Here is a 24,128-nt window from a genome sequence, read left to right as displayed (position 1 = left end):
CAAACGGAATATATCGATTGACTGCCAGGCGCTTAACGCGCCGCATCCGCCGCTTTCAGCGCCGCCGGCCGCATGTCCTGCCAGTGCGTTTCGATGTAGTCGATGCACTCGCCGCGCGACGCCGGCCCCATCAGCACGCGCCACCCCTGCGGCGTATCGGCAAACTGCGGCCACAGCGAATACTGCTGCTGCGCGTTGACCAGCACGGAGAAACGGAGGCTTTCGTCATCGAACGGGTTTTGTTGTTCCTGAGTCATTTGCATTACCTGTCTGTCAAAATGTGGGATTACTTCATTGCGGAAAGCAGCCGGCGCACGCCGTCCACCAGGCCGCCGCGCCAGCAGAGCGCGTCATGTCCGCCGGAATACACGCGGTAGTCGGCGCGGTGCCCGGCCGCCGTCAGCGCCTGGTGCATCTGGCGATTGACGAATTCGATGTCCGCCTCCCGATCGCCGGCCTGTTGGATCACGGTGAGCTTGGGTGCCGCCGCGTTGCGCTGCCGAACCTGGCGTATCAGCCAGCCTTCCTCCAGTTCGTGGCGTTTTTCGAACTGGGTCACAAATTGCACCGTAGGCCACCAGAAAGAGCCGGACTGGCTCAGCACGTGGCCGAAGCGCTCTGGCCAGTGCAAACCGGCGTATAACGCCGCCAGCCCGCCGTAGCTCTGGCCGGCGACCACGGTGCGCGCCCCAGTCTCGCTGAACGCTTCGCGGCGCTGCGCCTGCGGCAGCAGTTCGTCGATCACCGCCTGCCAGAAGACGGCGTTGCAGGGCAGCTCGTTTTCCCGGTATTCACCATCGATCGCATCGATCAGCAACCAGCACGCGGGAGGCAACTGCCCTTTTGCGGTTTCGTTCTCGATCACCGGCAGCAGCGCATGCCTTTCGATCCAGTTTTGGCCGTCGAGCAGCAGCACCAGCGGGCGGTTCGCTTTCACCGCCGCGTCGCCGCTGGCATACAGCCAAACGCGCCGCTGGTTACCCAGCCGTTCGCTGTGCCACTGAAATCGCTGTAGCCGCGCCTCATCCAGCGGCCGATCGGCAGCCTGCCAGGCGCTTTGATCGTCGGCATCCGGTCCTTGCGCCAGGGATACGGGCCGCGGGCGATGAGACGGCCCCAGCGAGAGCCGGTTCAGCGGATCGGCGATCGCCAACGGGAACAGCGATACCCACCAGGCACGCTGCTGGCGGTCGCGTAACGTTTCGTCATCGCTGAAGACGGGGGGAGATCTCGCTCGGTAATGGGGATCAGGCTGTAGCTGCCGCGCCAGCGGCGATCGATAACGGCCGAGCCGTACCAAACGTCGGTGCCGGGGAGCCTGGTCAGGCTGCTGGGGGACGTGCTGTGGTGATCGGTAATGCCGTTGATATCGGCGTAAACGCGGCATATCGGCGAGTGCCGTTCATCGCCGGCGGGGTCGCGCCATAGCCAGGTCATTTTGACGTGGCGTTCGTCGAGCGCGTCGACGATGGGCGTGCCCTGCGCGGCAACCTTTTGCCACCACGCGGATTGCCCTGCCGCCTCTTCACGCAGCCATTGCGCCGCCAATCCCTCAAGGTCGTTTCCTGGCCTCTTTTCCGGCAAAAACTCCATAGCGCCCCTTACATAACATGAGTGATTTTTACAAAACCTGACAATCGTATTGATACTCATTATCATTTTCAATACTATTTGTCGGATTTTTACCGTCGTGCACATACGGCGTCTCCGCGTCGACGGGTGAATACCGCTCGCCGATATTTCGGGGTTTATCAGGGTGGCATAACACACAACGCAGGTATGCAGGAGAGATAATGAAGATTAAAAACAAAGGGATAGCTAACGGGAATGCGGAGGCGATGTCCGCCAGGTGTCTGTTGCTGGGATCGGCGCTGGCGTTATTGCCCTTGGCGCAACACGCTTCTGCGGCAGCGGACGAAACGATTTTGGTGACCGCCGACGCGCAAAACAGCGTGACCGCGCCGGTCAAAGGGATCGTCGCCAAAGAGAGCGCCGCCGGCACCAAGACCGCCGCCTCTCTGCGCAAGACGCCGCAGTCCATCTCGGTGGTCACGCGCGAGCAAATGAACGACCAGGAGCCGGCGTCGGTCGCCGACGCGCTGAACTACACCAGCGGGGTGATCACCACCTACCGCGGCAACTCCAACCGCAATGACGAAGTGATCAGCCGCGGCTTCCGCTATGCGCCCAAACTGCTCGACGGCCTGCACTTTGGCCTCTCGAGCCAAAATGGCGGCGCCGGGCAGATCGACCCCTGGCTGCTGGAGCGCGTGGAGATGGTGCACGGCCCGGCCGGCGTGCTGTACGGCCAGGTCAGCCCCGGCGGCGTGGTGGTGATGACCAGTAAACGCCCTACCGCCCAGAGCATTCACGAAGTCAAATTCAGCACCGGCAACCGCCATCTGGCGGAAACGGCGTTCGATTTCGGCGGCAAACTCAACGACGACAACACCCTGTTCTATCGCCTGAACGGTATCGCCAGAACCGAACATGAGTTCGTCAAAGACAGCAAGCAGCAACGGGTGGCCATCGCGCCGGCCTTCACCTGGCTGCCGAACGAAGACACCAGCTTTACGCTGCTGACCAGCTACCAGAACGATCCGAAAGCCGGGTCGCGCAACTTCCTGCCGCGCGCCGGCACGCTGTTCCCGACCAGCGCGGGCTACGTGCCCTATGACTTCAACGTCAGCGAGCCCAGCTTCAACAAATCGCGGCGCGAGCAGGCGTCGATCGGTTACAGCCTCGAGCACAACTTCAGCGATGCGCTGTCGTTTACCCAGAACCTGCGCTTCACTCACCGCGATGAAGACTATAAATATCTGGTCTATAACGTAAATTCTGACGTTAACGACCACACCGTGACGCGCAGGGCGCAGCATGAAACGCAGATGACCAACGAGTTTGGCGTGGATAACCAGCTGAAGGGCCTGTTCGATACCGGCGAGGTGAAGCACACCGTGCTGGGCGGGCTGGATTACCGCTACAGCCATAGCGATTCGAAGATGTATCGCGATCGCGGCAACGATTACCCGATCGACTGGGCCAATCCGGTTCGCCCCAGCATTGATGGCAGCGCGCTGACGCTGGTTTCCAGCGAATTGAAGACGCTGAATCAGGTCGGGGTGTATCTGCAGGATCAGCTGGAGTGGAATAACTGGAACCTGCTGCTGTCCGGCCGCCAGGACTGGTCGCAGGTCAACACCCGCGATCGCACCGCCGGCGGCAAAGAGCAGACCTACAACGATGCCCAGTTCACCGGCCGCGCGGGCCTGCTCTACGCCTTCGACAACGGCATTTCGCCGTATGTCAGCTACAGCACCTCGTTCGATCCTAACCTGTATCCGAGCGCGCCGGGCGCCGATCCGCTCAAGCCGACCACCGGCAAACAGACCGAGGTGGGCGTGAAGTACCAGATCCCGGGCGGCAATACCCTGCTGACCCTCTCCTGGTTCGACATTACCCAGCGCAACGTGGCGTCCTATAACCGTCTCACCTCCGCCTATGAGCAGATTGGCGAGGTGAAATCCAAGGGGATTGAGGCGGAAGTGCACGCTCAGCCGACGCCGGCGATCAAGCTGACCGCCGCCTATACCTACACCGACGTAGTGACCAAAGACTCCAACTCGGCGGACGAAATCGGCCACAGCCCGGCGGGCATCCCGCGCCACGCGGCGTCCGCCTGGGGCAGCTACAGCTTCCTGAGCGGCGCGCTCAACGGCCTGACCGTCGGCAGCGGCGTGCGTTATATCGGCGATGCGCCGGCCGACGCCACCGGCCAGTACGACGTGCCGCACTACACGCTGTACGACGCCATGGTGAAGTATGACCTCGGTCAGGCTTCGTCGGCGCTGCGCGGCGCGGCGCTGCAGCTCAACGTGCAGAACCTGACGGACAAGAAATACGTTTCGTCGTGCAGCGGTGAGTATGCCTGCTTCTACGGCAGCGGCCGCAGCATTATCGCTTCGGTCAACTACCGCTGGTAACGAAAATGGGCGGCCAGCGCCGTAATGCGTGTCAGTTAGCGTTTTTCTGAAGGTATTGGTGACGTATTTCGGTCGATAAATGTGAGATGCACCATGAAACTCATGCGCCTCGACCGAGCAAGGGACCGTAGGCGCGGTCCCTTGCAACCCGCGCCTTTGCCCTATCAGACGGTTGGCTTTGCCAACTGCCCTCCCTCCGCCATAGCGCATTGAGGCCGGTTGCGACAGGCGTCCCTGCCTGTCTCACCTGAAACCGCCGTCCATGGCGGTTTCGCCTAATGCGCTATGCCTGCGTTCGGCGTCTTCAAGGGCGCCCAACACCGCGCTCATCTCCAACGTCTCTACCACAACCTCATAAGCGACAGATTTCCCGGTAGCCGCCAGCTCAGGTGTTGACCTTGGGCGCGCATCACCGGCTGCCGAGCAAGACGGCGTTGTCAGGGGCAACCGGCCAGGGAAGGCCGGTTGAGGCGAGACTAACAGGGACGTTTGTCGCAGCCGACCCGCCCGACAATGCAGACGCGGCGAGGGTATCCGCATAGCGGACAGACGGTGTTAAGCGAAGGCGCGGGTGTAGGGGCCGCGCCTTCGGCCCCTACAATTGCCGTTCATTGTGGTAACAGAGAAATTCGGGGTATTTACGGCAATTTTTCCTGCACGGCGCTGACAGATACCGGATAAAAAATGCCAGTCAGGTTTACGGCCAGCGCCGCCCCTTTCTTCCGCCTTTCTCGCCGCCTTTACTCCTGCTTCAATTCCCGCAAGTGTTTGTACACCGTGGCGCGCCCCATCGACAGCACGTTGGCGATGTAATCCGCCGCGCTTTTGGCCTTGAACGCCCCCTGATGATAGAGATCGCTGACCAGCCGCCGTTTCTGCTCGCGGCTCAGCGCGCCGAGCGCAGCGTTCTCGCGCCGCAGCCAGTCATGCAGGAAGGTGTTGATCTTCTCCTGCCAGTCGTCTTTGAACAGCTGTTGCGGCTGCGGCTGCAATCGCGTGACCGATAAAAACATGTCCAGCGCATTGCGGGCGTCCTCGAACATCGCGGTGCTCAGGTTGATGCACAGCAGATAGCTGGGCTTGCCCTGCTCGTCGCGCGCGGCGATGCTCACCGAACGCATCTTTTTGCCGTCCCAGTTCAGCTTTTCATAGGGGCCGGTCACGCCGGTGCCGCCATCGAGCTCGAAGTCTTCCAGGCCGGCGTCATCGCCCGGTTTGCGCTTCGACAGGTTGTTCGCCAGATAGGCAATCTTGTTGGTGGCCAGATCGTGGATCACCACTTCCGCATTCGGGAAAAACAGCGCGGCGATGCCGTCGGCGACCGATCGCAAAAGGTCGAGTTGAGAAGAAGAGTTCGGCACGCTGGGGGTCTCCGTATAGCCCGGTTTGGTTTGCGGTTCAGCCGCTTAGCATACCGCAGTTGCCGCCGCTTGCCGAGCGGAGCGGCGGCAAGCGGCGTATCCTTCGCCGGTTATTCCGCCTCGGCGCCGCGCCGATAAAACACGTAGCTCTCGCGCGCCACGCTGTCGCGGACCCGATAGCGCCAGATCAGGCCGAGCGTGGTAAACCACAGCGGCATGCTGCACAACGCGATCAGCGTATCGCTATCGAACACCATCAGCACCAGCGTAAAGGCGAAAAATGCCAGCGTCAGCCAGGCCATCGCTACCCCGCCCGGCATTTTGAAGTGGGAAGCGGCGTGCAGATCCGGCCGCTTCTGGCGATACACCAGGTAGGCGACCAAAATCATGCCCCAGCTGTAAACCACCAGGATCGCCGCCACGGTAGAGACAATGGTGAACAGCGTCATGACGTTCGGCACCAGTACCAGCAGCAAGGTGCCGGCCACCATGCAGAAGCAGGAAAACAGCAGGCTGCGGATCGGAATGGCCGTGGTGCGCGACAGAATGCGGAACTGACCGTGGGCATGCTTTTCCATCGACAGGCTGTACAGCATGCGGGTGCTGGAATACACCCCGCTGTTGGCCGAGGACATCGCCGAAGTCAGCACCACGAAGTTGATCACCGCGGCGGCGGCCGGCAGCCCCGCCCGATCGAACAGCATCACGAACGGGCTGCTGTCCGGCGAGATGTGGCTCCATGAGGTGACGGCGATAATGGTCAGCATCGAGCACACGTAGAAGACGATGATGCGGGCCGGGATCGCGTTGATCGCCTTCGGCAGCACCTTCTCGGGGTTTTTGGTCTCCGCCGACATCGTGCCCAGCAGCTCGATGCCGGTACAGGAGAAAATGGCGATCTGGAAACCGGCGAAAAAGCCGAAGATGCCGTGCGGCATGAAAATGGCGGGATCGGTGACGTTATGCAGCGAAGCGGTCACGCCGTCCGGCGAAGTCCAGCCGCTGAACACCATCCAGGCGCCGGTAGCGATCAACGCGACGATCGCCACCACCTTGATCATCGCGAACCAGAATTCGGCCTCGCCGAACATCTTGACCGACAGCGTGTTGAACAGACACAGAAACCCCAGCGTCAGCAGCGCCGGCAACCAGGGCGAGACGTCTGGCAGCCAATATTGCACGTAGCCGCCGCACACCACCACGTCGGCAATGCAGGTTACGACCCAGCTCAGCCAGTAGGACCAGCCGAGAAAAAAGCTGGCGCGCGGCCCCAGGTATTCGGAGACAAAATCGGCGAACGAGCGGTAATCGAGCCGCGTGAGCAGCAGCTCCCCCATCGCTCTCATCACCATGAACATGAAAAAACCGACGATGGCGTAAGTCAGTACGATGGAGGTGCCCGATAGCGCGAGGGTTTTCCCGGCGCCCATAAACAGCCCGGTGCCGATGGCGCCGCCGATCGAAATCAGTTGAATGTGGCGCGCACTCAGCCCGCGCTGCAAGGTTTGGGCACAGTGAGGCCCCTCGGCTGAACCTGGGTTCAGCCGATCGCAGTGGTTTTTTGTCATGGTGTTACCTGTCCGTCGTTAAGGCGATTAAGCAACCGATGCGCGGTTGCAGCAGGAATGAAACGCCCGCGGGCGCTCTAACCGGCAAAAAAATTGAGACCAAACGCTGCCCGCCCCGTTGTGACAGGGAGGTAATAATAATGGGTACCAAGAAAATGCTCTCGTGAGCCGTCGTATCGCCCACGTTTGGCGTACAAAGCCTGAGCGTGGTGGGTAAACACTACAATATCAAATGGTTATACTTTCCCTTGTGCAACAAAAAAACGACGCCGGAGCCGTTTTAACATTAATTTAACTCTGGCGAGGGGAAATGCCATTGTCAACATGGCAGTTAAATAAAATGAAACTTTTTGATCACATTCAAGCTTCTGAAAAATAGATAAAAAGGGTTTTTATGCGCTTTATATGCATAAATTATGCATGTGATCGCTCACCGCTGACAAAAAGTAATTAACTATTCATTTACCGCTCTGCAGGCGGCGAAAAACCGTCCGCTGGCCCGATGAGAGGGGGGCTAACAACCGGCATAATTAGTGGTAAATTTAGCGTCGCAAAGTGTTATGCGCTTGCTAATCCACGGTTAAACGAAATAAATACCTCTAATATATAAAGGTTGGTTATGGAAAAGCTATCCTACGCTTCAGACAGCAGCACCACCGCTTGGGCTACATATCTGCAACAAATCGATCGCGTCGCCCCTTACCTCGGTGACCTGTCACGCTGGGTTGATACGCTGCGTCACCCTAAGCGCGCTTTGATTGTCGATATCCCGCTGCAGATGGACGATGGCACCATCCGTCACTTCGAAGGTTTCCGCGTACAGCACAACCTGTCGCGCGGGCCGGGCAAAGGCGGCATCCGCTTCCACCCTGACGTCGATCTGAACGAAGTGATGGCCCTGTCCGCCTGGATGACCATCAAGTGTGCCGCGGTCAACCTGCCGTACGGCGGCGCCAAGGGCGGCATCCGCGTCGACCCGTTCAAACTGTCTGAAGGTGAACTGGAGCGACTGACCCGCCGCTACACCAGTGAAATCGGCTTCATCATCGGGCCACAGAAAGACATTCCTGCGCCGGACGTCGGCACCAACGCCAAAGTGATGGCCTGGATGATGGACACCTACTCCATGAACCACGGCACCACCATCACCGGCGTGGTCACCGGCAAACCCATCCACCTCGGCGGCTCCCTGGGCCGTGAGAAAGCGACCGGCCGCGGCGTGTTCGTCACCGGCAGCGAAGTGGCTAAGCGTCTGGGCGTGCAGATCGAAGGCGCCAAAGTGGCGGTACAAGGCTTCGGTAACGTGGGCAGCGAAGCGGCCCGTCTGTTCGTCGGCGTCGGCGCGCGCGTCGTCACCATCCAGGACCACTCCGCTACCCTGTTCAACGCCGACGGCATCGACCTGGCCGCGCTGACCGAATACCAGGCCAAGCACAAGCAGATCGCCGGCTTCCCTGGCGCCAGCGAGATCGAGAGCGAAGCGTTCTGGTCGGTTGACATGGACATCCTGATCCCTGCGGCGCTGGAAGGCCAGATTACCCGCCAGCGCGCCGAAATCCTCAGCGCCAAACTGGTGCTGGAAGGGGCTAACGGCCCAACCTTCCCAGAAGCGGACGACATTCTGCGTTCCCGCAACATCACCGTGGTTCCGGACGTTATCTGTAACGCCGGCGGCGTAACGGTCAGTTACTTCGAGTGGGTGCAGGACATGGCGAGCTACTTCTGGAGCGAGTCCGAGATCAACGAGCGTATGGACAAGATCATGACCGACGCGATGGTCCACGTCTGGAACAAGGCCGCCGAGAAAGAGTGCAGCCTGCGCACCGCCGCTTACATCGTGGCCTGTGAGCGCATCCTGACCGCACGTAAAGAGCGCGGCATCTACCCAGGTTGATACCCGTATTCCGGCCTGCCCCGGCAGGCCGGATTTTCCTCAGCGCAAACAGCGTTTCAACACCTTACCGGTACTGGTCATCGGCAAGCGTTCGACAAACTCGACGATACGCGGATACTTGAACGCCGCCAGCCGCTCCCGGCTCCAGGCGATCAGCGCTTCTTCCTCGATCGGTTCTTCCGTTTCCTTCAATACCACCACCGCTTTGATCTCTTCGCCCAGCGAAGGATGCTCGACACCGATCACCGCCACCAACGACACCGCCGGATGGCGAATCAGCGCCTCTTCAATCTCGCGCGGATAGACGTTGAACCCGCCGCGAATGATCATGTCCTTGGCACGATCGACGATAAAATAGAAGCCGTCGGCGTCGCGGCGCGCCAGATCGCCGGTGCGAAACCAGCCGTTTTCCAGCACCTCCGCCGTCGCTTCGGGGCGATTCAGATAGCCTTTCATGATGTTGTAACCGCGCACCGCGATCTCCCCCACCTGATCGACACCGTCGATCGGCTGCCCGGTGACGTCGAGCAAGCGAACCTCCACGCCCCAGATCGGTTGGCCGATGGAGCCGGGTTTGGTCACGCGGTGCGGATGGTTAAAGGTGGCGACCGGACTGGTTTCCGACAGCCCATACCCTTCGAGAATGTTGACGCCGAAGCGGCGCGAGAAATCCTCCAGGATCTGCACCGGCAGGCTGGCGCCGCCGGACACCGCCATACGCAGCGTGCTGCGCAAGCGTTCGATATCCGTGTGCTCATCCAGCGCATTCAACAGCGCCCAATACATGGTCGGCACCCCGGCGAAAAAGGTGATGCCGTGCCGTTGCATCAGCGCGATGGCCTGTGCGGCGTCGAAGCGCTCGACCAGCACCAGGGTGGCGGCGGCGGCAAATCCGGCGTTCATCTGCACCGTCGAACCAAACGTGTGGAACAGCGGCAAGGTTACCAGGTGACGATCGGGATTCGCCTCTGAGCCGTCGAACAGCCGCACCGATCCCAATGCGTTGAGCACCAGATTGGCGTGGGTCAACTCCGCACCCTTGGCCCGGCCGGTGGTGCCGCTGGTATAGAGCACCACCGCCGTGTCGCTTTCGAGCGTCGCGGCAGACGCGAACTCAGTGGACTGTGCGGCTATCGCCTGGCTGAAACGCTCCCCCTCGAGCGGCAGCCGATCGCCGATAATAAACACCTCGCGGCATTGTTCCGCCTTCGCCGCCGCCCGCAGCGCCTCTTCCCCCAACGGCAGAGTGCTGCTGCCTTCGAAACAGAACAGCGCCACCGCCGCCGAATCCGCCAGGTAATAGTCGAATTCGGCGCTTTTAAGCAAAATATTCAGCGGCACCACCACGGCGCCGCTTTTGAGGATGCCGTAGTAGATAGCCGGAAACTCCGGCCGGTTTGTGCAGGCCAGCGCCACCCGTTCACCGGGCTGCACGCCGCGCGCGACCAGCAAATTCGCCACCCGGTTGGCCATTTCATTCAGCGCCCGATAGCTGAGCGGGATATCGTCCTGTATCACCGCCGGCCGCTCCGGCCAGGTACGCGCACTCTCTTCAAGCAAGGTTGCCAAATTCAGCATCGGGGATTCTCCCTGGGGTTGAGCGACGAGAAAAGCGCCGCAGTATCACGAGTATAGATAGGCACTTTGCGGTTCGCATTCCAAGGGGGGCTGGGCTATACCTTAGGCATTCCCCCTCCTGCAGGAGTTGTGATCATGAGCAAGAAAAAGATCCTGATGCTGGTCGGCGACTACGCCGAAGATTACGAAACCATGGTGCCGTTCCAGGCATTGCAGATGATCGGCCATTGGGTGGACGCCGTGTGCCCCGGCAAAGCCGTCGGCGACTATATCCAGACCGCGATCCACGATTTTGACGGCGCGCAGACCTACAGCGAGAAACCCGGCCACCGTTTCACCCTGAACGCCGACTTCGCCGCCGCCAAAGAAGAGCACTACGATGCGCTCTTGATCCCCGGCGGTCGGGCGCCGGAATACCTGCGTCTGAACCCCGACGTGATCGCGCTGGTACAGGCGTTTGACGCCGCGAAAAAACCGATCGCCGCCGTTTGCCACGGTCCGCAGCTGCTGGCGGCGGCCGGAGTGTTGAAAGGCCGCACCTGCAGCGCCTACCCGGCCTGCGCACCGGAGGTGCGGCTCGGCGGCGGTCATTATGCGGAGATCGGCATCGATCAGGCGCACGTCGACGGCAATCTGGTCACCGCCCCGGCCTGGCCGGCGCATCCGCAGTGGCTGGCGAAGTTCGCTGAGGTATTGGAGCAGTAATGCGGCGCTAACGGAGCTGCTCGATCAGAAAATGGATGTCGTACAGCCAGCGTTTGGCGCGCGCGGAGCGCACCAGCATAGACACGCACAGCGGCCGGGTGTGTTCTTTACAGGCGGAGGGAGAAAACCAGCGCCCGGTATTGCTCGGCGGCTGGAAATACAGCTCGTGGTTATAGTTGCCGCTGTCGACGCCGAAGGTGTCGAAGTAGCGGCGCATCAGCGTGTTGGAGTCGCTGAACGACAGATTGAGCACGGTGTTAATCTCGGTTTCCGGGGTGATGGCCACGCCCTTCTGCAGCCGCCCTGATGCGTTGAAGGCGGCGATAAGCGCGATGACCTGTTGCTGAATGTCTTCTGCCATGACGACCTCGAGCCGATATGAAGAAAAAGTGAGTGCAATTACCTGTCTGACTCTGCCCGCCGCGGCGAGTTCGGGCCGCCGCGCGGGTTTTCCGTTTCTTTACACTTTCCATAAAAAGCGCGCGCAGCCAAACGCCCGGCGCGCGCGGTCGAAGGTTAGCGGCTGAGCGTCGTCTTGTCGGCGATGACGCCATCCCCCTGCCGCTCGGCGGCAACCCCGCCGCCCAACACTTTATACAGGGTCGCCTGATTATCGTACGCCGTCTGCTGCGCGGCGATCAGCGACTGCTGCGCCGTATACAGCGTGCGCTGCGCGTCCAGCACGGTCAGATAGCTGTCCACGCCCTGGCGGTAGCGCAGTTCGGCCAGACGATAATATTGCTGCGCCGCCGCCACATAGCCGGTTTGCGCCGCCAGCTGCTCCCGCAGCGTGGCTTTGCGCGCCAGCGCGTCGGCGGTTTCCTGAAATGCCGTCTGCACCGCTTTCTCATAGGTGGCGACATACAGATCTCTCTGCGCTTTGCTGTAGTTCAGTTGCGACGTGTTATAGCCGCCGCTGAAAATCGGCAGGCTGATGCTCGGGGCGAATGACCAAACGCCCGCGCCGTGGCTGAACAGCGACGAGAGTTCACCGCTGCCCACCCCGCCGCTGGCGGTCAGGCTGATCGACGGGAAGAACGCCGCCCGCGCCGAGCCGATATTGGCGTTGGCGGATTTCAGGTTATGCTCCGCCTGCAGCACGTCCGGCCGCGTCAGCAGCACCTGCGAAGAAACCCCGGCCGGCAGATCGCGCATGATCCCGCCCAGCGCGTCGATGCCGCCGGGCAGCAGGTTTTCCGGCACGCTTTGCCCCACCGCTAAATCCAGCGCGTTTTTCGCCTGCGCGGCGCTGGTCGCATAGCTGGCGGCGTCCGATCGCGCCTGTTGATAAACGGTCTCCGCCGACGCCACGTCGACCAGCGACGAGATGCCGTGCTGCTGGTTCTTGCGCGTCACCTCCAGCGACCGTTTGGCGCTTTCCATCGTCTGCTGCGCCACCGCCAGATTGCTGCGCTCGGCTGCCACCGCCACCCAGTCGGTGACGATGTCGGCGATCAACGTCAGGCGGGTGCTTTTCGCCGCCTCCGAGTTCGCCAGATAGGTTTCGAACGCCGCCCGCGACAGGCTGGCGTTTTTGCCGAACAGATCCAGCTCAAAGGCGCTGACGCCGGCCTGCGCTTCGTAACTCTGGCTGATGGCGGTGGCATTGCCGTTGCCGGTCAGCGAACGCCCGCGGCTGCCGTCGGCGGTGGCGTTGATCGTCGGCAACAGCGCCGAGCGCTGCTCACCGTACAGCGCGCGCGCCGAGGCGATATTGGCGATCGCCTCGCGCAGATCGCGGCTGCTGCTCAGCCCCATCGCCACCACCTGGCGCAGCCTGGCGTCCTGCACATAGTCGCGCCAGGCGACGTCCGGGTAGCTCAACGCCTGCTTGCCTGCGGCCTCGCCCTGCGGCAGGTTGGCGGGCACCGGCGCCGCCGGGCGCTGGTAGTGCGGATCCAGCGACAGACACCCGCTCAGCAGCAGCGGTAAAGTTAACATCATGACTCGTTGCAACACGTTATTCTCCTGCCTGCGACGGCGAGTTGGCGGGCCGACGGGTAAACATGCGGCGCACCAGCACATAAAACAGCGGGACGAAAAAGATCGCCAATGCGGTGGCGGTAAGGGTGCCGCCGATAATGCCGGTACCGATGGCGATGCGGCTGTTGGCGCCGGCGCCGCTGGATACCGCCAGCGGCAGCACCCCGGCGGTAAACGCCAGCGAGGTCATCAGGATCGGCCGCAGGCGCATGCGCGCCGCGTGAACCGCCGCGCCAATCAGCGTTTCACCGCGCTGGTGCATTTCCTCGGCGAACTCGACGATCAGAATGGCGTTTTTTGCCGACAAACCGACGATGGTCAGCAGCGCCACCTGGAAGTAGATATCGTTCTCCAGCCCGCGCAGCGTGATCGCAAGCAGCGAACCGACGATGCCCATCGGCACCACCAACATCACCGCAAACGGAATCGACCAGCTCTCATACAGCGCCGCCAGGCACAGGAACACCACAATGAGCGAAATGGCGTACAGCGACGATGCCTGGCCGCTGGTCAGCCGCTCCTGATAGGAGAGCCCGCTCCAGGAATAGCTGCTGCCGGCGGAGAACTTCGCCGCCAGTTTCTCCATCTCGCTCATCGCCGTGCCGGAACTGACGCCGGCGGCGCCCTGCCCGGTGATCTCGAACGACGACAGCCCGTTATAGCGCGTCAGGTTTTCCGGGCCGTAGATCCAGTGTGAGGACGCAAAAGCGGAGAACGGCGTCATGCTGCTGTCGCCCGCCGCGTTGGTGCCGCGCACAAACCATTTGTCGAGATCTTCCGGCTTGGCGCGATACGCTACGTCGCCCTGCATATAGACTTTTTTCACCCGGTTGCGATCGATAAAGTCGTTGACGTAGGTGCTGCCGAACGCGCTGCTGAGCGTGCTGTTGACGTCGCCGGCGCTCAGGCCGAGCGCCTGCAGTTTGCCGCTGTCGATCTCCACCTGCAGCTGCGGCGTGTCCGGCAAGGTGTTGGCGCGCACCGCCAGCAGCGACGGATTGCCGGCGGCGGCGGCGACGATCTGATCGCGCATCGCCTGCAGCTCGGCGCGGGTGGTCGCCCCTTTGGCCTGCAGCTCGAAGGTGAAGCCGTCGGACTGACCGAAGCCGTCGATCGCCGGTGGGCTCATGGAAAAGACCTGGGCGTCGCGCAGCGAGGCGAAATGCGCCATGGCGCGCTTGGCGATGGCGTCGGCGGTGTTTTCGCTGCCGCCGCGTTGGCTCCAGTCTTTGAGGCTGACGAACGCCATGCCGGCGTTTTGCCCGCTGCCGCTGAAGCCGAAACCGTTGATGGTGAAAATGGTGCTGACGTTGGCCTTTTCCTGCTCGAGGAAATAGGCGGTCACCGCCTCGCTCACCGCCGAGGTGCGGGCATTGGTGGCGCCGGCCGGCAAGGTGTACTGCACCATCACCGACCCCTGATCCTCATTGGGCAGGAAACCGGTCGGCAAACGCAGATACATCACGGCGGTGGCGATCAGCAGCAGGCCGTACAGCAGCAGATAGCGCGTCGGCCGGTGGATCACCCCGCCGACCTTGTCGGCGTACTTCTCCTGCAGCCGGTTATAACCGCGGTTGAATTTACCCAGCAGCCCTTTGTCGGTCTGTTCTTTATGCGTCGATTTCAGCAATGTGGCGCACAGCGCCGGCGCCAGCGTCAACGCCAGCACCACCGACAGCACCATCGAGGAGACGACGGTGATCGAGAACTGGCGGTAGATCACCCCGGTGGAACCACCGAAGAACGCCATCGGCAGAAACACCGCCGACAGCACCAGCGCGATGCCGACCAGCGCGCCGGTGATTTCGCGCATCGATTTCTCCGTCGCCTCGCGCGGCGGCAGCTTATCTTCACGCATCACGCGTTCGACGTTTTCCACCACCACGATGGCGTCGTCCACCAACAGCCCGATCGCCAATACCATGCCGAACAGCGTCAGGGTATTGATCGAGTAGCCGAACGCCGCCAGCACGCCGAAGGTGCCCAGCAACACCACCGGCACGGTGATGGTCGGGATCAGCGTGGTGCGCAGGTTTTGCAGGAACACGAACATCACCACCACTACCAGGACCACCGCTTCGAACAGCGTTTTCACCACCTCCTCGATCGAGATGTTGATGAAGTCGGTGCTGTCTTTCGGGTAGGCCACCTTATAACCCTGCGGCATCGCGCTTTGATATTCCGCCACCTTGGCCTTTACCAGCTTGGCGGTGTTGAGGGCGTTGGCGCCCGCCGCCAGCTTGACCGCGATCCCCGCCGCCGGGTGGCCGTTGAGGTGCGCGCTGGCGGAGTAGTCTTCGTTGCCCAGTTCAACCCGCGCCACGTCGCCCAGCCGCACCAGCGCCCCGCTGCTGTCGCTTTTCAGGATGATATTGCGGAACTGTTCCGGCGTTTGCAGCCGCGACTGCGCCTTCACCGTGGCGGTCAGCTGCTGATCGGCGGCGGCCGGCAGATCGCCGATTTTACCGGCGGATACCTGGGTGTTTTGCGCCTCGATCGCCGTCTGCACGTCGGAAGGCATCAGCGCATAGCTCGCCAGCCTGGTCGGATCCAGCCAGATGCGCATCGCGTATTCCGAGCCGAACACCTGAACGTCCCCGACGCCCTCGATGCGCGACAGCGGATCCTGCAGGTTGCTGACCAGATAGTCGGAAATGTCGGCCATCGTCGCCTTGTCGGTCTCGTCATACAGTCCGACGATCAGCAGAAAGCTGCTCTGGGATTTCTTGACCGTCACGCCTTGGGCGGTGACGGCGCTCGGCAAGCGGCTTTCCGCCTGCTGAACTTTGTTTTGCACCTGCACCTGCGCGATATCCGGATCGGTGCCCTGATCAAAGGTGACGTCGATGCTGACCGAGCCGCTGGAGCTGCTGGTCGAAGAGAAATACAGCAGGCCATCCAGCCCGGTGAGCTGCTGCTCTATCACCTGAGTGACGCTGTTTTCCAGCGTTTCCGCGTCCGCGCCCGGGTAGGTGGCGGAGATGGAAATCTGCGGCGGTGACACGTCCGGGTACTGCGAGATGGGCAACGAATTGATCGACATCAGGCCGCACAGCATGATGATGATGGCGATCACCCAGGCGAACACCGGCCGCCGGATAAAGAACTGCGCCATATCACTGCTCCCCGCGTTGGTTTTTGTCGACCGAGACTTCAACCGGCTTCACTGCGGCGCCGATCGTCACCTTGCTGGTGCCTTCGACGATCAGGCGATCGCCTTCGTTCAGCCCGCTGCCGATCAGCCAGTTGCTGCCCACCACCCGTTCGGCGTTGACGGTGCGCTGCGCCACTTTGTTTTGCTCGTCCACCACCAACGCGGTGGCTTCGCCCTTGGCGTTGCGGGTGATGCCCTGCTGCGGCGCCAGAATGGCTTTGGGATCGACGCCGTTATCCACCGTGGCGTGGATATACATGCCGGGCAACAGCTCATGTTCGGGGTTGGGGAACACCGCGCGCAGCGTGACCGAACCGGTGGCCTCATCCACCGCCACCTCGGTCAACTCCAGCTTGCCGGCGTGAGCATAAGACGTGCCGTCCTCCAGCTTAATGGCGACCGGCGTGACCGCGCCGCGCTGTAACGCCGCCTGTTGGCGCCGCAGTTTAAGCAGTTGGGCGCTGGACTGGGTCAGATCGACATAGATCGGATCTAACGCGCGGATGGTGGCCAAGGCATCGGTCTGGCCGGCGGTGACCAGCGCGCCCGGCGTCACCGACGAAATACCGATGCGCCCGGCGATCGGCGCACGCACCTGGGTATAGCCGAGATTGATGCGCGCCGTCTCCAGCGCCGCCTGATACTGCGCCACCGACGCCACGGCCTGCAGATACGCGGCTTTGGCGTCGTCTGCGTCCTGTTTGGAAACGCCGTTTTCTTTCACCAGCGCCGCATAGCGCTGCGATTTGAGCCGGGTGGATTGCACCGTAGCCTGGGCGTTTTTCAACTGGGCGGCGGCCTGATCGTAGCTGGCCTGATAGCTGGCGGGGTCAATTTGATACAATACCTGCCCGGCTTTCACCTCGGCTCCTTCGGTAAACAGCCGCTGCTTGATGATGCCGTCGACCTGCGGCCTCACGTCGGAGGTCATGGTGGCGTTGACCCGGCCGGTCAACTCGCTGCTCAGGGTCACTGACTGGCCGCGCAGCGTGACCACGCCGACCTCCTGCTCACCGCCTGCGCCCGCCAGCGCACCGGCGTTTTGCCCATCGCAGCCGGCCAGCAACAGCGACAGCCCCAGCGCTAAAAGCATTTTCCTCTGCATTGCAATACGATCCTATTGAGAATGACTATTCTCAATATATCGAATGCCGCAATGCGCTTCTGAAAGGGTTGCGTAAGGATTGCGTAAAATCTTTTCGGGCTGGAAAATGCGCAGCGCGGTGGGTTTATCCTAATCTGCGCGCAAGCGTCAGCGCCAAAATCGTGGCGATGCTGATACCCGCCGCTCCCAGGAAAACGGCGGATGAACTGCCGGGAATGAACGCCATAAAGGATGACAAGAACTGGCCGGAGAAAATCGCCATCGATAAATAGGCCAGATTTCGCCCCCGGGTGCGGGGGGAGCTTTTTTCTACGGTCATATGATTAACCAACGGCACCGAGAAGCCGAACCCGCATCCCATCAGAATGCCGCCGGCAACAAATGCCGCAGTGCCGTGCGCAGAGGCGAAGAGCAGATGCGCTGCGGCATAACAGACAAACGCCGCGCCAAGCGCGCCGTTTTCTCTGAGTAAAGCCACCAACCTGGGCATCAGCGCGGCGGCAAAAACGGCGATAAGCGAGATAAACGACAGGAAGTATCCCGTTTGCGCCGCCCCGATATTCATGTGGTGGAAATGCTGCGGGATGATAATGATCCCGGTGAAGAAGCAGATCATGGAAAGCACAGCGGAAAAATAGACCGCGGTTAATCTGCCGGCGCCGGTGGAAATGGCATCATCGCGCTGAACGTTGTCTGATTCGCCCACATCGGACTGGGGTTTGGGCACAAACAGCAACTGCATCGCCAGCAACACCCAGGCGACAAGATACAACAGGAAGGGCCAGCGCCAGCCGAGCGTCGCCAACAGCCCGCCGATAAACAGAAAGATGACGCCGCCCAGCTCGATCGACATGCCTTGCGAAGCGATCATTTTCAAGCGCGCCTGCCCGCTGTAAAAAGCAGAAATCAGACCGGTGCCGGCTGACATCACGATCGCCGTGGCGCCGCCAAGCAGCAGGCGGTCGAGCATCACCGGCCAAAAGCCGCGCAGCAACAGCCCCCCCGACCCAAGCAGGCCATACAACAACAGCCCCCAGCTGAGCGCCGCGTAAGCGCCCGCCTTGTCAATAAAACGTCCGGCGAAGGGGCCAAATATCACCACGCCCAACGACGGCACGGTGACCAGCCAACTGGCCGCGGAAGGCGTGCCCAACTGGCTCGCGATCTCCGTCAAACCGGGAACGATCACGCAACCGACCATGATCGTCAGACAGGCCACGGCCAAGAGCGTAAACGCCGCCATTTTTCTTAATTCACGCATAGAGTGCCTCACTGAAATATCCGATATATGGATATGATATCCACAATTCGGACGGTATTCTTGAGGCTTCTGCCCAACATGTCAACGCGCGAACTGTAAACTGAATGTCAATCCTACCCTGCCAACGTCGGCAACCCTCCAGTTATTACCTGCAATGGCTGGCAGGCGCTTTTTGGCAATCCATGCGCTTTGTCACTCAATGAGCGTTGACATCGCCCACATCCGGCAACAGAATAATAACCACTATTCGGATGAGTGATCCATTATTCGGATAATTCGAAATCAATATCAACCACACCACATCTCGCTGCCGTCAAGTCGGCGACAACCTAAGTGAGGAACTCATGAGTAAAGAAATTTCACGTCGTAATATCATCAAACGCATTCCGCTGTTGGCTGGCGGCGCCTTGCTTTCTCAATCCCTGCTGTCTTCCGCCATGGCGGCACCATCATCCGCCCTACCGGCGGCGACGCGGAAAGGCGCGTTTACTGATGCGGGCGCATCGCTCGATAAGTCATTGATTTCCTACTATCAGGTGCCGATGCAGAAACGCTTGAAGATCAATGAGAAAGGCATTCAGGGCAAGCCCTACGCCGAGTTCTTCGACAGCAATCTGGATGCGCCCGTAGAGATGATCCGCGCGCTGGAACAGGGGCCGTTGGCAAAAGAACACATTCTTCAACCCACGAAAGCGGGCCTGAAAACCCTATTGGAACGTTTTGACGAGTTTCCGGTATCGGGTTACGCCGTCGTTGAGGATGGCGGCCCCTGCGCCTATGCGCAAAGCCGCCATATTTTTCCGGGCGTGACCACGGAGATGTTCAAGTGGTGGTTCTGCTGGCACCCGATCGAGAGCGAACGCTATTATCTGTGGTTCCCGCATGCTCATATCCACAACTCGGTTGTCGATCCCAAGCGTCTGGCGGATACCCGTCTGTCCTACGCTGAGCGGCTGTACGGCAACCCGAACCACATTACCGAGTACATTGGCGATAACTATCTGGACGGCGTTATCCATTTTAATGCGCCGGAAAGCTTCGGCGTCGAGAGCGAGTTGCTCAAAAAGCATCGCTTTACCTTTAACGCCAGCGGCATCATCACGCCTTATGATGCGCAATCAACGCCGCTGGTGCTGATGATTCATCTGGGACGCGACACGCCGCAAGGGATGGAAATGGTCAACCGTTACTGGATCGGCACGCATGAATCCTGGGATAGATTCGACAAGTTCCCGGACGGCGGAAAACGCTCGCGCGAATACATCGCAAAAGCGGGGATGACGAAAGCGTCGCTGGAAGACTTTGCCTATGAAATGGCCGTCCACGATATGACGGAGTTCTCTTCGCTCGGCCGTTTTCTGCCTGAGATTTATGCCCGGTTCGGCAACAGCTGACCGCCGCCTTCCCTCGCCAACGCAGCGCCGGGAGCGAGGCGTGCTGGCCCCGGCGTTCAGCGCCTGCCGGGCCAAACGCCCCGGCTTGTTATGCCAGCATCGCTTCGATTTCCGCTTTGCACTGCATCAGCGAACCGAGCAGATGGTCAAACTTTTCCTCGAAACGCATGGCTGGAACCGCAATGGATATGGCGTAAAGCTCGTTGACGCCGATATTGAGGTAAACGCCGACGCCACAGACGCCCCGAGCGTGCTCTTCGCGATCGATGGCGTAACGACGGATCCTGGTTTCCCGAATGTCCTCCAGTACGGATGAGACGGTTCTGAGGGTATTATCCGTTCTGACATCCGGCTGGCCGCCAAGCAGATCCGCAATCTTTTCGTCAGGCAGCTCGGCCAGAATGGCTTTGCCATGCGCCGTGCAGTGACACGGAAAGGCGGTGCCAACGGCTGATACGACGCGAAGTTCCTGATCGGAAACAAACTGGCCTACCGATACCGCGTGGCTGCCGCGGTAAACGCACAAATCGACGGTTTCACGCGTGCGGCGGCCAAGCGTTTCCATCGCCGGTTTTGCAAGGGTGATCACATCCGTATGCGCGGAAGCCGCCAGGCGGGCGAGCGCCGGCCCTAATTGAACGCCGCCGCTGCCCATGATGAGCAGCTGTTGCGATTCAAGCGAGGTGACCAAACGGTGTACGGTGGTGCGCGGCAGCCCCGTTTCCCGGGACAATTGAGAGATGGTCATGCCCTTCGGTTGAGTTTCCAGCGCCCGCAGCAGGGTGGCGGCCCGGGCAATCACCTGTGAGCCGCTATTATCCGCATCATTACTCATCGTGATGTTCCACATTGAATGGGGTCAGGGACGAAAGAATATCACAGGTTGTCCACATATTGGATAGGTGGACAAGATCCATGGAAAATCCCCCGCCTACCTGCCTCATCACAGATACCAGGATTTTTTAGAGCAACACAGTGAGATAAAAGCAATAGCTCCCCCATGATATTCAGGATGGCAGTCTGCCCATGCTTCATCATCGCGCAGGCGCCTACGCCAACAGCCTCGCGTACCTACGGCTTTTTACGGCTTCGCCAATCTGAACACCGTTTTTGTGTGCCAATAGTAGTCGATCGCCGCCGCGATATTCGGCATCCAACCGTCCGGCTCATAGGGCACGAAGCCGGAAAAACCCAGCCTGCGGGCAGAGACCTGGAACCCCGCGCCGGAGAAAATGCGTGCATAGTCGTCCAGCGAGCGATCCTGCACCACGGTATGCGTCTGTTCAGCGACCCTTGCGCGCCATTGCGGCCACAGCGGGTTGTCGGTGTGGCAACCGGTCACCGCATAGTAAACGCCGCCCGGTTTCAGCGCCCGCAGCATATCGGCGGCATGCTGCGCGATATCTTCGATCAGGTAGATGACTTCATGGCTGAAAGCGATATCGAAATGGTCATCCCAGCCTGTCAGCCGCGTGTCGGTTTGATAATCGATCGGCAGGTTTCCTTTCAGGCGATTGGCGTGTTCGACGGACTGGCGGGCGATATCGACGCCGAGCCCTTCACGAAATGGCCGGATTTGGTGCAACAGACGCAGAAAACCGCCCTGATTGCAGCCGAAGTCCAGCACCCTGACGCCGGACAGTTCGTGTTCCGGCACCAGAGTTAGCAGATGCCGCCAGATAGGCGCATGGCCTTCGGCCATGGCCTGCTCTGCGTGCGGATCGCGATACCAGGTGGGAATGCTCAAGGATGAGTCGTTCATGATGGCCTCCTTATGTTTCCACTCAGCCAACCACAGCCTATGGCGACAAACAACCGTGCGCGCATTTTTTGAACATTCACTGCTCTGGCTTGCCATGCACCGGCAGCTGGCTGGTCACGCAGTGAATGCCGCCGCCGCCGGCCGCGATGGCGTCGATCTCCAACTGCACCACCTTGCGCTGCGGATAGAGCGCCGACAGTAGCGTAAATGCCGCCTTATCCGCCTGCGGGTCGCCAAATTCAGGGGCGATCACCGCGCCGTTGATCACGAAATAGTTGATATAGCCCGCCGCAAAGTCCGGATTGTTACGGCTGAAACGGCTGTCGCGCGGCGCCAGCGGCGGCGAAAGCGTATGCACCTGCAGCTTGCGGCCGTCGGCGTCGGTCGCTGCCTTGAGGATCGCCAGATGCGCCTGGGTAACCGCATGATCATAAGAGGCCGGATCGGTGTCCAGGTTGGCCACCACCACGCCCGGCCGCACGAAACGGGCATAAAAATCGACGTGGGCGTCGGTGATGTCCCGGCCTTTAATGCCCGGCAGCCAGATAATTTTGCGCAGGCCGAGCATCGCCTTCAGCTCCTGCTCCACCCGATCGCGGTTCCAGCCTGGATTACGGTTTGCATTCACCCAACTGCTCTCGGTCATGATGCCGGTGCCGCGCCCATCCACCTCAATGCCACCGCCTTCCCCCACCAGCGCGCTGCGGCGCGGCTGAGCGACGCCGTATTTTTTGGCGGCGAACGCCGCCAGACGCGCATCCCTGGCATGCCGCTGCTTATCGCCCCAGCCGTTGAAGTTGAAATCCACCGCGCCCAGCGCACCGGCGTCGTTGATGACGAAATTGGCGCCAATGTCACGCATCCAGATGTCATCCAGCTCGGTGACGACATAGCTGACGTTCTGACTGCCGCAGGTGGCCTCCGCCAGCTGCCGTTCGTGCGCGCGGCAAAATACCGTCAGCGGCTGAAACTCGGCGATGGCGCGGGCGATGCGCCCCTGCGCTGCCTGCACGTCCGCCGTGAACCCGCCCCAGATGGCCTTCTGGGCGCCGAAGGCGAGAAACGCCCGCAGCTGAGGTTCCCCTTCGTCGGGCATCCGCCAGGCCGGATTAAGCGCAGCTTCTGCGTGACCGCGTAATGGAAAGCCCAACGATGCCGTCAAGCCGACGCCGGCCACCGCCGAAAGCTGCTTGATGAAGGTGCGACGCGATGACATAAACGACCTCTTTTAATTAATTTAAATTCAAATGGTTAACCGAATTCTTCACTCTCCGGCACTTGAATCCCATGCTAGTCTTCCCCTGCCACCGCGACAAACGATATATTTAGTGGATATCTGATTAGACAGGCTTATCGATAATGTTAAAACACTGGCCCCCTTTGAGCGCACTGCGCGGTTTCGAAGCGGCGGCGCGCCTGGGCAGTTTTCATCAGGCCGCCGAAGAATTGCACCTGACCCAGTCGGCCATCAGCCAACAGATCCGCAGCCTCGAGGCGTTTTTGGAACAGCCGCTGTTCTTCCGCACCGGCCGCAGCGTAACGCTGACCGACGCCGGCCACGATCTGTTCAGCACCGCACAGGTGATGCTGCAACAGTTGGCCGTCGGCATTCGCCGTTTGGATCAGTACCGCAAACCCAACCAGCTGATCGTCAACACCACCCCGGCCTTTGCCCGCCACTGGCTCGCGCCGCGGCTGGGCGAGTTCAACCAGCGACATCCGCAGATCGATCTGTGGCTGTTCACCAGCTTTGAACCGCCGGATATGGCGACGGACAGCATCGATCTGGCGATCCGCGACGATCTCAGCGCGCAGGCGGACTGCACCTTTAACGTTCTCTGTACCGACCGGCTCTATCCCGCCTGCCACCCCAGCCTGCTGGCGTTGGCGCCGGAGCAGCGCGTGACCTTGCACGGCGAACGCGAGATGGACTGGAGCCACTGGACGGTGGCGGGCGGCGCGCACGTCGGCCAACGCGACAGCGGGCTGAACTTCTCCGATCCTGGTCTGCTGCTGGACGCCGCCTGCAACGGCCTCGGCATCGCGTTGGTCAGTCAGCTGCTGGCGCAACACGCGCGCGACGTCGGGCTGCTGCACCCGTTAACCGAGCAACGCGTGCGCGGCGCCAACTGGGCGTGGCTGCTGCATCGCGACAGCGAACACAATCCGCTCGCCCGGCACTTCTGCCAATGGCTGCAGTCGGCGCTGCCCGCCGGCGCATAACGCGTCACGTCACGATTTGCTACTCTGGTCAGGCGACCCCGCCTGACCGCTGCTACCTTCAATAAAGCGCCGCAACAGCCCGAAGAAAACGCGCTAACCTGCTGTTTCAAAAATAATTAGTTGAATTCACCTGATAACTGAACATCGCTAAAAGGAT

General features: G+C 60.9%; 17 protein-coding genes and 1 pseudogene. 5 read left to right on the top strand and 13 right to left on the bottom strand.

Going from position 1 to position 24,128, the window contains the following annotated elements:
• Positions 1 to 32 precede the first annotated feature (32 nt).
• Both ACMGF9_RS11510 and fes read right to left on the bottom strand, forming a co-directional pair.
• Positions 33 to 257, bottom strand: a complete 225-nt coding sequence (locus ACMGF9_RS11510; RefSeq protein WP_004937955.1) for an MbtH family protein — start codon at positions 255 to 257, stop codon at positions 33 to 35.
• Between the two features lie 29 nt (positions 258 to 286).
• Positions 287 to 1,593, bottom strand: a pseudogene (gene fes, locus ACMGF9_RS11505) (enterochelin esterase).
• Positions 1,594 to 1,793: 200 nt separating this feature from the next.
• On the opposite strand from fes, the gene ACMGF9_RS11500 reads away from it, so the two are divergent.
• Positions 1,794 to 3,983, top strand: coding sequence for a TonB-dependent siderophore receptor (locus ACMGF9_RS11500; RefSeq protein WP_351005121.1), 2,190 nt, complete (start codon positions 1,794 to 1,796; stop codon positions 3,981 to 3,983).
• A gap of 740 nt (positions 3,984 to 4,723) precedes the next feature.
• On the opposite strand, the gene ACMGF9_RS11495 is transcribed toward ACMGF9_RS11500, so the two are convergent.
• Positions 4,724 to 5,344, bottom strand: a complete 621-nt coding sequence (locus tag ACMGF9_RS11495) for a transcriptional regulator (protein ID WP_004937967.1) — start codon at positions 5,342 to 5,344, stop codon at positions 4,724 to 4,726.
• Between the two features lie 110 nt (positions 5,345 to 5,454).
• Positions 5,455 to 6,912, bottom strand: coding sequence for an amino acid permease (locus ACMGF9_RS11490; RefSeq protein ID WP_322192728.1), 1,458 nt, complete (start codon positions 6,910 to 6,912; stop codon positions 5,455 to 5,457).
• A gap of 619 nt (positions 6,913 to 7,531) precedes the next feature.
• Here ACMGF9_RS11490 and ACMGF9_RS11485 point away from each other — a divergent pair.
• A complete protein-coding gene (locus ACMGF9_RS11485) occupies positions 7,532 to 8,806 on the top strand; it encodes a Glu/Leu/Phe/Val family dehydrogenase (RefSeq protein WP_004937972.1) in 1,275 nt (424 codons plus the stop codon).
• 39 nt (positions 8,807 to 8,845) lie between these two features.
• On the opposite strand, the gene ACMGF9_RS11480 is transcribed toward ACMGF9_RS11485, so the two are convergent.
• Complete coding sequence (locus ACMGF9_RS11480; RefSeq protein WP_004937975.1) at positions 8,846 to 10,384, bottom strand: long-chain-fatty-acid--CoA ligase; 1,539 nt, start codon at positions 10,382 to 10,384, stop codon at positions 8,846 to 8,848.
• Positions 10,385 to 10,519: 135 nt separating this feature from the next.
• Between ACMGF9_RS11480 and ACMGF9_RS11475 the strand changes: the two genes are divergently transcribed.
• Positions 10,520 to 11,089 (top strand): DJ-1/PfpI family protein, encoded by a 570-nt coding sequence (locus ACMGF9_RS11475; protein WP_004937978.1) that lies wholly within the window; start codon positions 10,520 to 10,522, stop codon positions 11,087 to 11,089.
• Between the two features lie 7 nt (positions 11,090 to 11,096).
• On the opposite strand, the gene ACMGF9_RS11470 is transcribed toward ACMGF9_RS11475, so the two are convergent.
• From ACMGF9_RS11470 to ACMGF9_RS11450, 5 genes are all read right to left on the bottom strand, one after another.
• Positions 11,097 to 11,450 (bottom strand): DUF1493 family protein, encoded by a 354-nt coding sequence (locus tag ACMGF9_RS11470; protein ID WP_004937980.1) that lies wholly within the window; start codon positions 11,448 to 11,450, stop codon positions 11,097 to 11,099.
• A 155-nt stretch (positions 11,451 to 11,605) separates the two neighbouring features.
• Complete coding sequence (locus ACMGF9_RS11465; protein WP_075686295.1) at positions 11,606 to 13,048, bottom strand: efflux transporter outer membrane subunit; 1,443 nt, start codon at positions 13,046 to 13,048, stop codon at positions 11,606 to 11,608.
• Position 13,049: 1 nt separating this feature from the next.
• Complete coding sequence (locus tag ACMGF9_RS11460; RefSeq protein ID WP_414160243.1) at positions 13,050 to 16,187, bottom strand: efflux RND transporter permease subunit; 3,138 nt, start codon at positions 16,185 to 16,187, stop codon at positions 13,050 to 13,052.
• 1 nt (position 16,188) lies between these two features.
• Positions 16,189 to 17,331 carry an efflux RND transporter periplasmic adaptor subunit gene (locus ACMGF9_RS11455; RefSeq protein WP_414160242.1) on the bottom strand — a complete coding sequence of 381 codons (1,143 nt, stop codon included), beginning with the start codon at positions 17,329 to 17,331 and terminating at the stop codon, positions 16,189 to 16,191.
• Between the two features lie 124 nt (positions 17,332 to 17,455).
• On the bottom strand, positions 17,456 to 18,574 hold the full coding sequence (locus ACMGF9_RS11450) for an MFS transporter (RefSeq protein WP_021503721.1): 1,119 nt from the start codon (positions 18,572 to 18,574) through the stop codon (positions 17,456 to 17,458).
• A gap of 362 nt (positions 18,575 to 18,936) precedes the next feature.
• On the opposite strand from ACMGF9_RS11450, the gene ACMGF9_RS11445 reads away from it, so the two are divergent.
• Positions 18,937 to 19,986: a DAPG hydrolase family protein gene (locus ACMGF9_RS11445; RefSeq protein WP_414160241.1), complete on the top strand. Its 1,050-nt coding sequence runs from the start codon at positions 18,937 to 18,939 to the stop codon at positions 19,984 to 19,986.
• An 88-nt stretch (positions 19,987 to 20,074) separates the two neighbouring features.
• Here the strand turns inward: ACMGF9_RS11445 and ACMGF9_RS11440 are convergent, their stop codons facing one another.
• The 3 genes from ACMGF9_RS11440 to ACMGF9_RS11430 form a co-directional block, all read right to left on the bottom strand.
• Entirely contained in the window at positions 20,075 to 20,821 is a 747-nt protein-coding gene (locus ACMGF9_RS11440) for an IclR family transcriptional regulator (protein ID WP_004938000.1), read from the bottom strand.
• A gap of 246 nt (positions 20,822 to 21,067) precedes the next feature.
• Positions 21,068 to 21,748, bottom strand: a complete 681-nt coding sequence (locus tag ACMGF9_RS11435; RefSeq protein WP_021503722.1) for a class I SAM-dependent methyltransferase — start codon at positions 21,746 to 21,748, stop codon at positions 21,068 to 21,070.
• A gap of 76 nt (positions 21,749 to 21,824) precedes the next feature.
• Positions 21,825 to 22,964, bottom strand: a complete 1,140-nt coding sequence (locus ACMGF9_RS11430) for an agmatine/peptidylarginine deiminase (protein WP_075685924.1) — start codon at positions 22,962 to 22,964, stop codon at positions 21,825 to 21,827.
• A gap of 143 nt (positions 22,965 to 23,107) precedes the next feature.
• On the opposite strand from ACMGF9_RS11430, the gene ACMGF9_RS11425 reads away from it, so the two are divergent.
• Positions 23,108 to 23,971 (top strand): LysR substrate-binding domain-containing protein, encoded by an 864-nt coding sequence (locus ACMGF9_RS11425; protein ID WP_031299651.1) that lies wholly within the window; start codon positions 23,108 to 23,110, stop codon positions 23,969 to 23,971.
• Positions 23,972 to 24,128: the final 157 nt, after the last annotated feature.

Source organism: Serratia sp. BNK-23 (assembly GCF_047456145.1).
In the GTDB taxonomy this organism is placed as follows: domain Bacteria; phylum Pseudomonadota; class Gammaproteobacteria; order Enterobacterales; family Enterobacteriaceae; genus Serratia; species Serratia nematodiphila.
This window is presented reverse-complemented; position numbering and strand designations above follow the sequence as displayed.

Bases quoted from the DNA above. Each gene is read 5' to 3' on its own strand.
- ACMGF9_RS11510 (WP_004937955.1), bottom strand. From the start codon at position 257: ATGACTCAGGAACAACAAAACCCGTTCGATGACGAAAGCCTCCGTTTC.
- ACMGF9_RS11500 (WP_351005121.1), top strand. From the start codon at position 1,794: ATGAAGATTAAAAACAAAGGGATAGCTAACGGGAATGCGGAGGCGATG.
- ACMGF9_RS11490 (WP_322192728.1), bottom strand. From the start codon at position 6,912: ATGACAAAAAACCACTGCGATCGGCTGAACCCAGGTTCAGCCGAGGGG.
- ACMGF9_RS11485 (WP_004937972.1), top strand. From the start codon at position 7,532: ATGGAAAAGCTATCCTACGCTTCAGACAGCAGCACCACCGCTTGGGCT.
- ACMGF9_RS11480 (WP_004937975.1), bottom strand. From the start codon at position 10,384: ATGCTGAATTTGGCAACCTTGCTTGAAGAGAGTGCGCGTACCTGGCCG.
- ACMGF9_RS11475 (WP_004937978.1), top strand. From the start codon at position 10,520: ATGAGCAAGAAAAAGATCCTGATGCTGGTCGGCGACTACGCCGAAGAT.
- ACMGF9_RS11470 (WP_004937980.1), bottom strand. From the start codon at position 11,450: ATGGCAGAAGACATTCAGCAACAGGTCATCGCGCTTATCGCCGCCTTC.
- ACMGF9_RS11460 (WP_414160243.1), bottom strand. From the start codon at position 16,187: ATGGCGCAGTTCTTTATCCGGCGGCCGGTGTTCGCCTGGGTGATCGCC.
- ACMGF9_RS11455 (WP_414160242.1), bottom strand. From the start codon at position 17,331: ATGCAGAGGAAAATGCTTTTAGCGCTGGGGCTGTCGCTGTTGCTGGCC.
- ACMGF9_RS11450 (WP_021503721.1), bottom strand. From the start codon at position 18,574: ATGGCGGCGTTTACGCTCTTGGCCGTGGCCTGTCTGACGATCATGGTC.
- ACMGF9_RS11445 (WP_414160241.1), top strand. From the start codon at position 18,937: ATGAGTAAAGAAATTTCACGTCGTAATATCATCAAACGCATTCCGCTG.
- ACMGF9_RS11440 (WP_004938000.1), bottom strand. From the start codon at position 20,821: ATGAGTAATGATGCGGATAATAGCGGCTCACAGGTGATTGCCCGGGCC.
- ACMGF9_RS11435 (WP_021503722.1), bottom strand. From the start codon at position 21,748: ATGAACGACTCATCCTTGAGCATTCCCACCTGGTATCGCGATCCGCAC.
- ACMGF9_RS11430 (WP_075685924.1), bottom strand. From the start codon at position 22,964: ATGTCATCGCGTCGCACCTTCATCAAGCAGCTTTCGGCGGTGGCCGGC.
- ACMGF9_RS11425 (WP_031299651.1), top strand. From the start codon at position 23,108: ATGTTAAAACACTGGCCCCCTTTGAGCGCACTGCGCGGTTTCGAAGCG.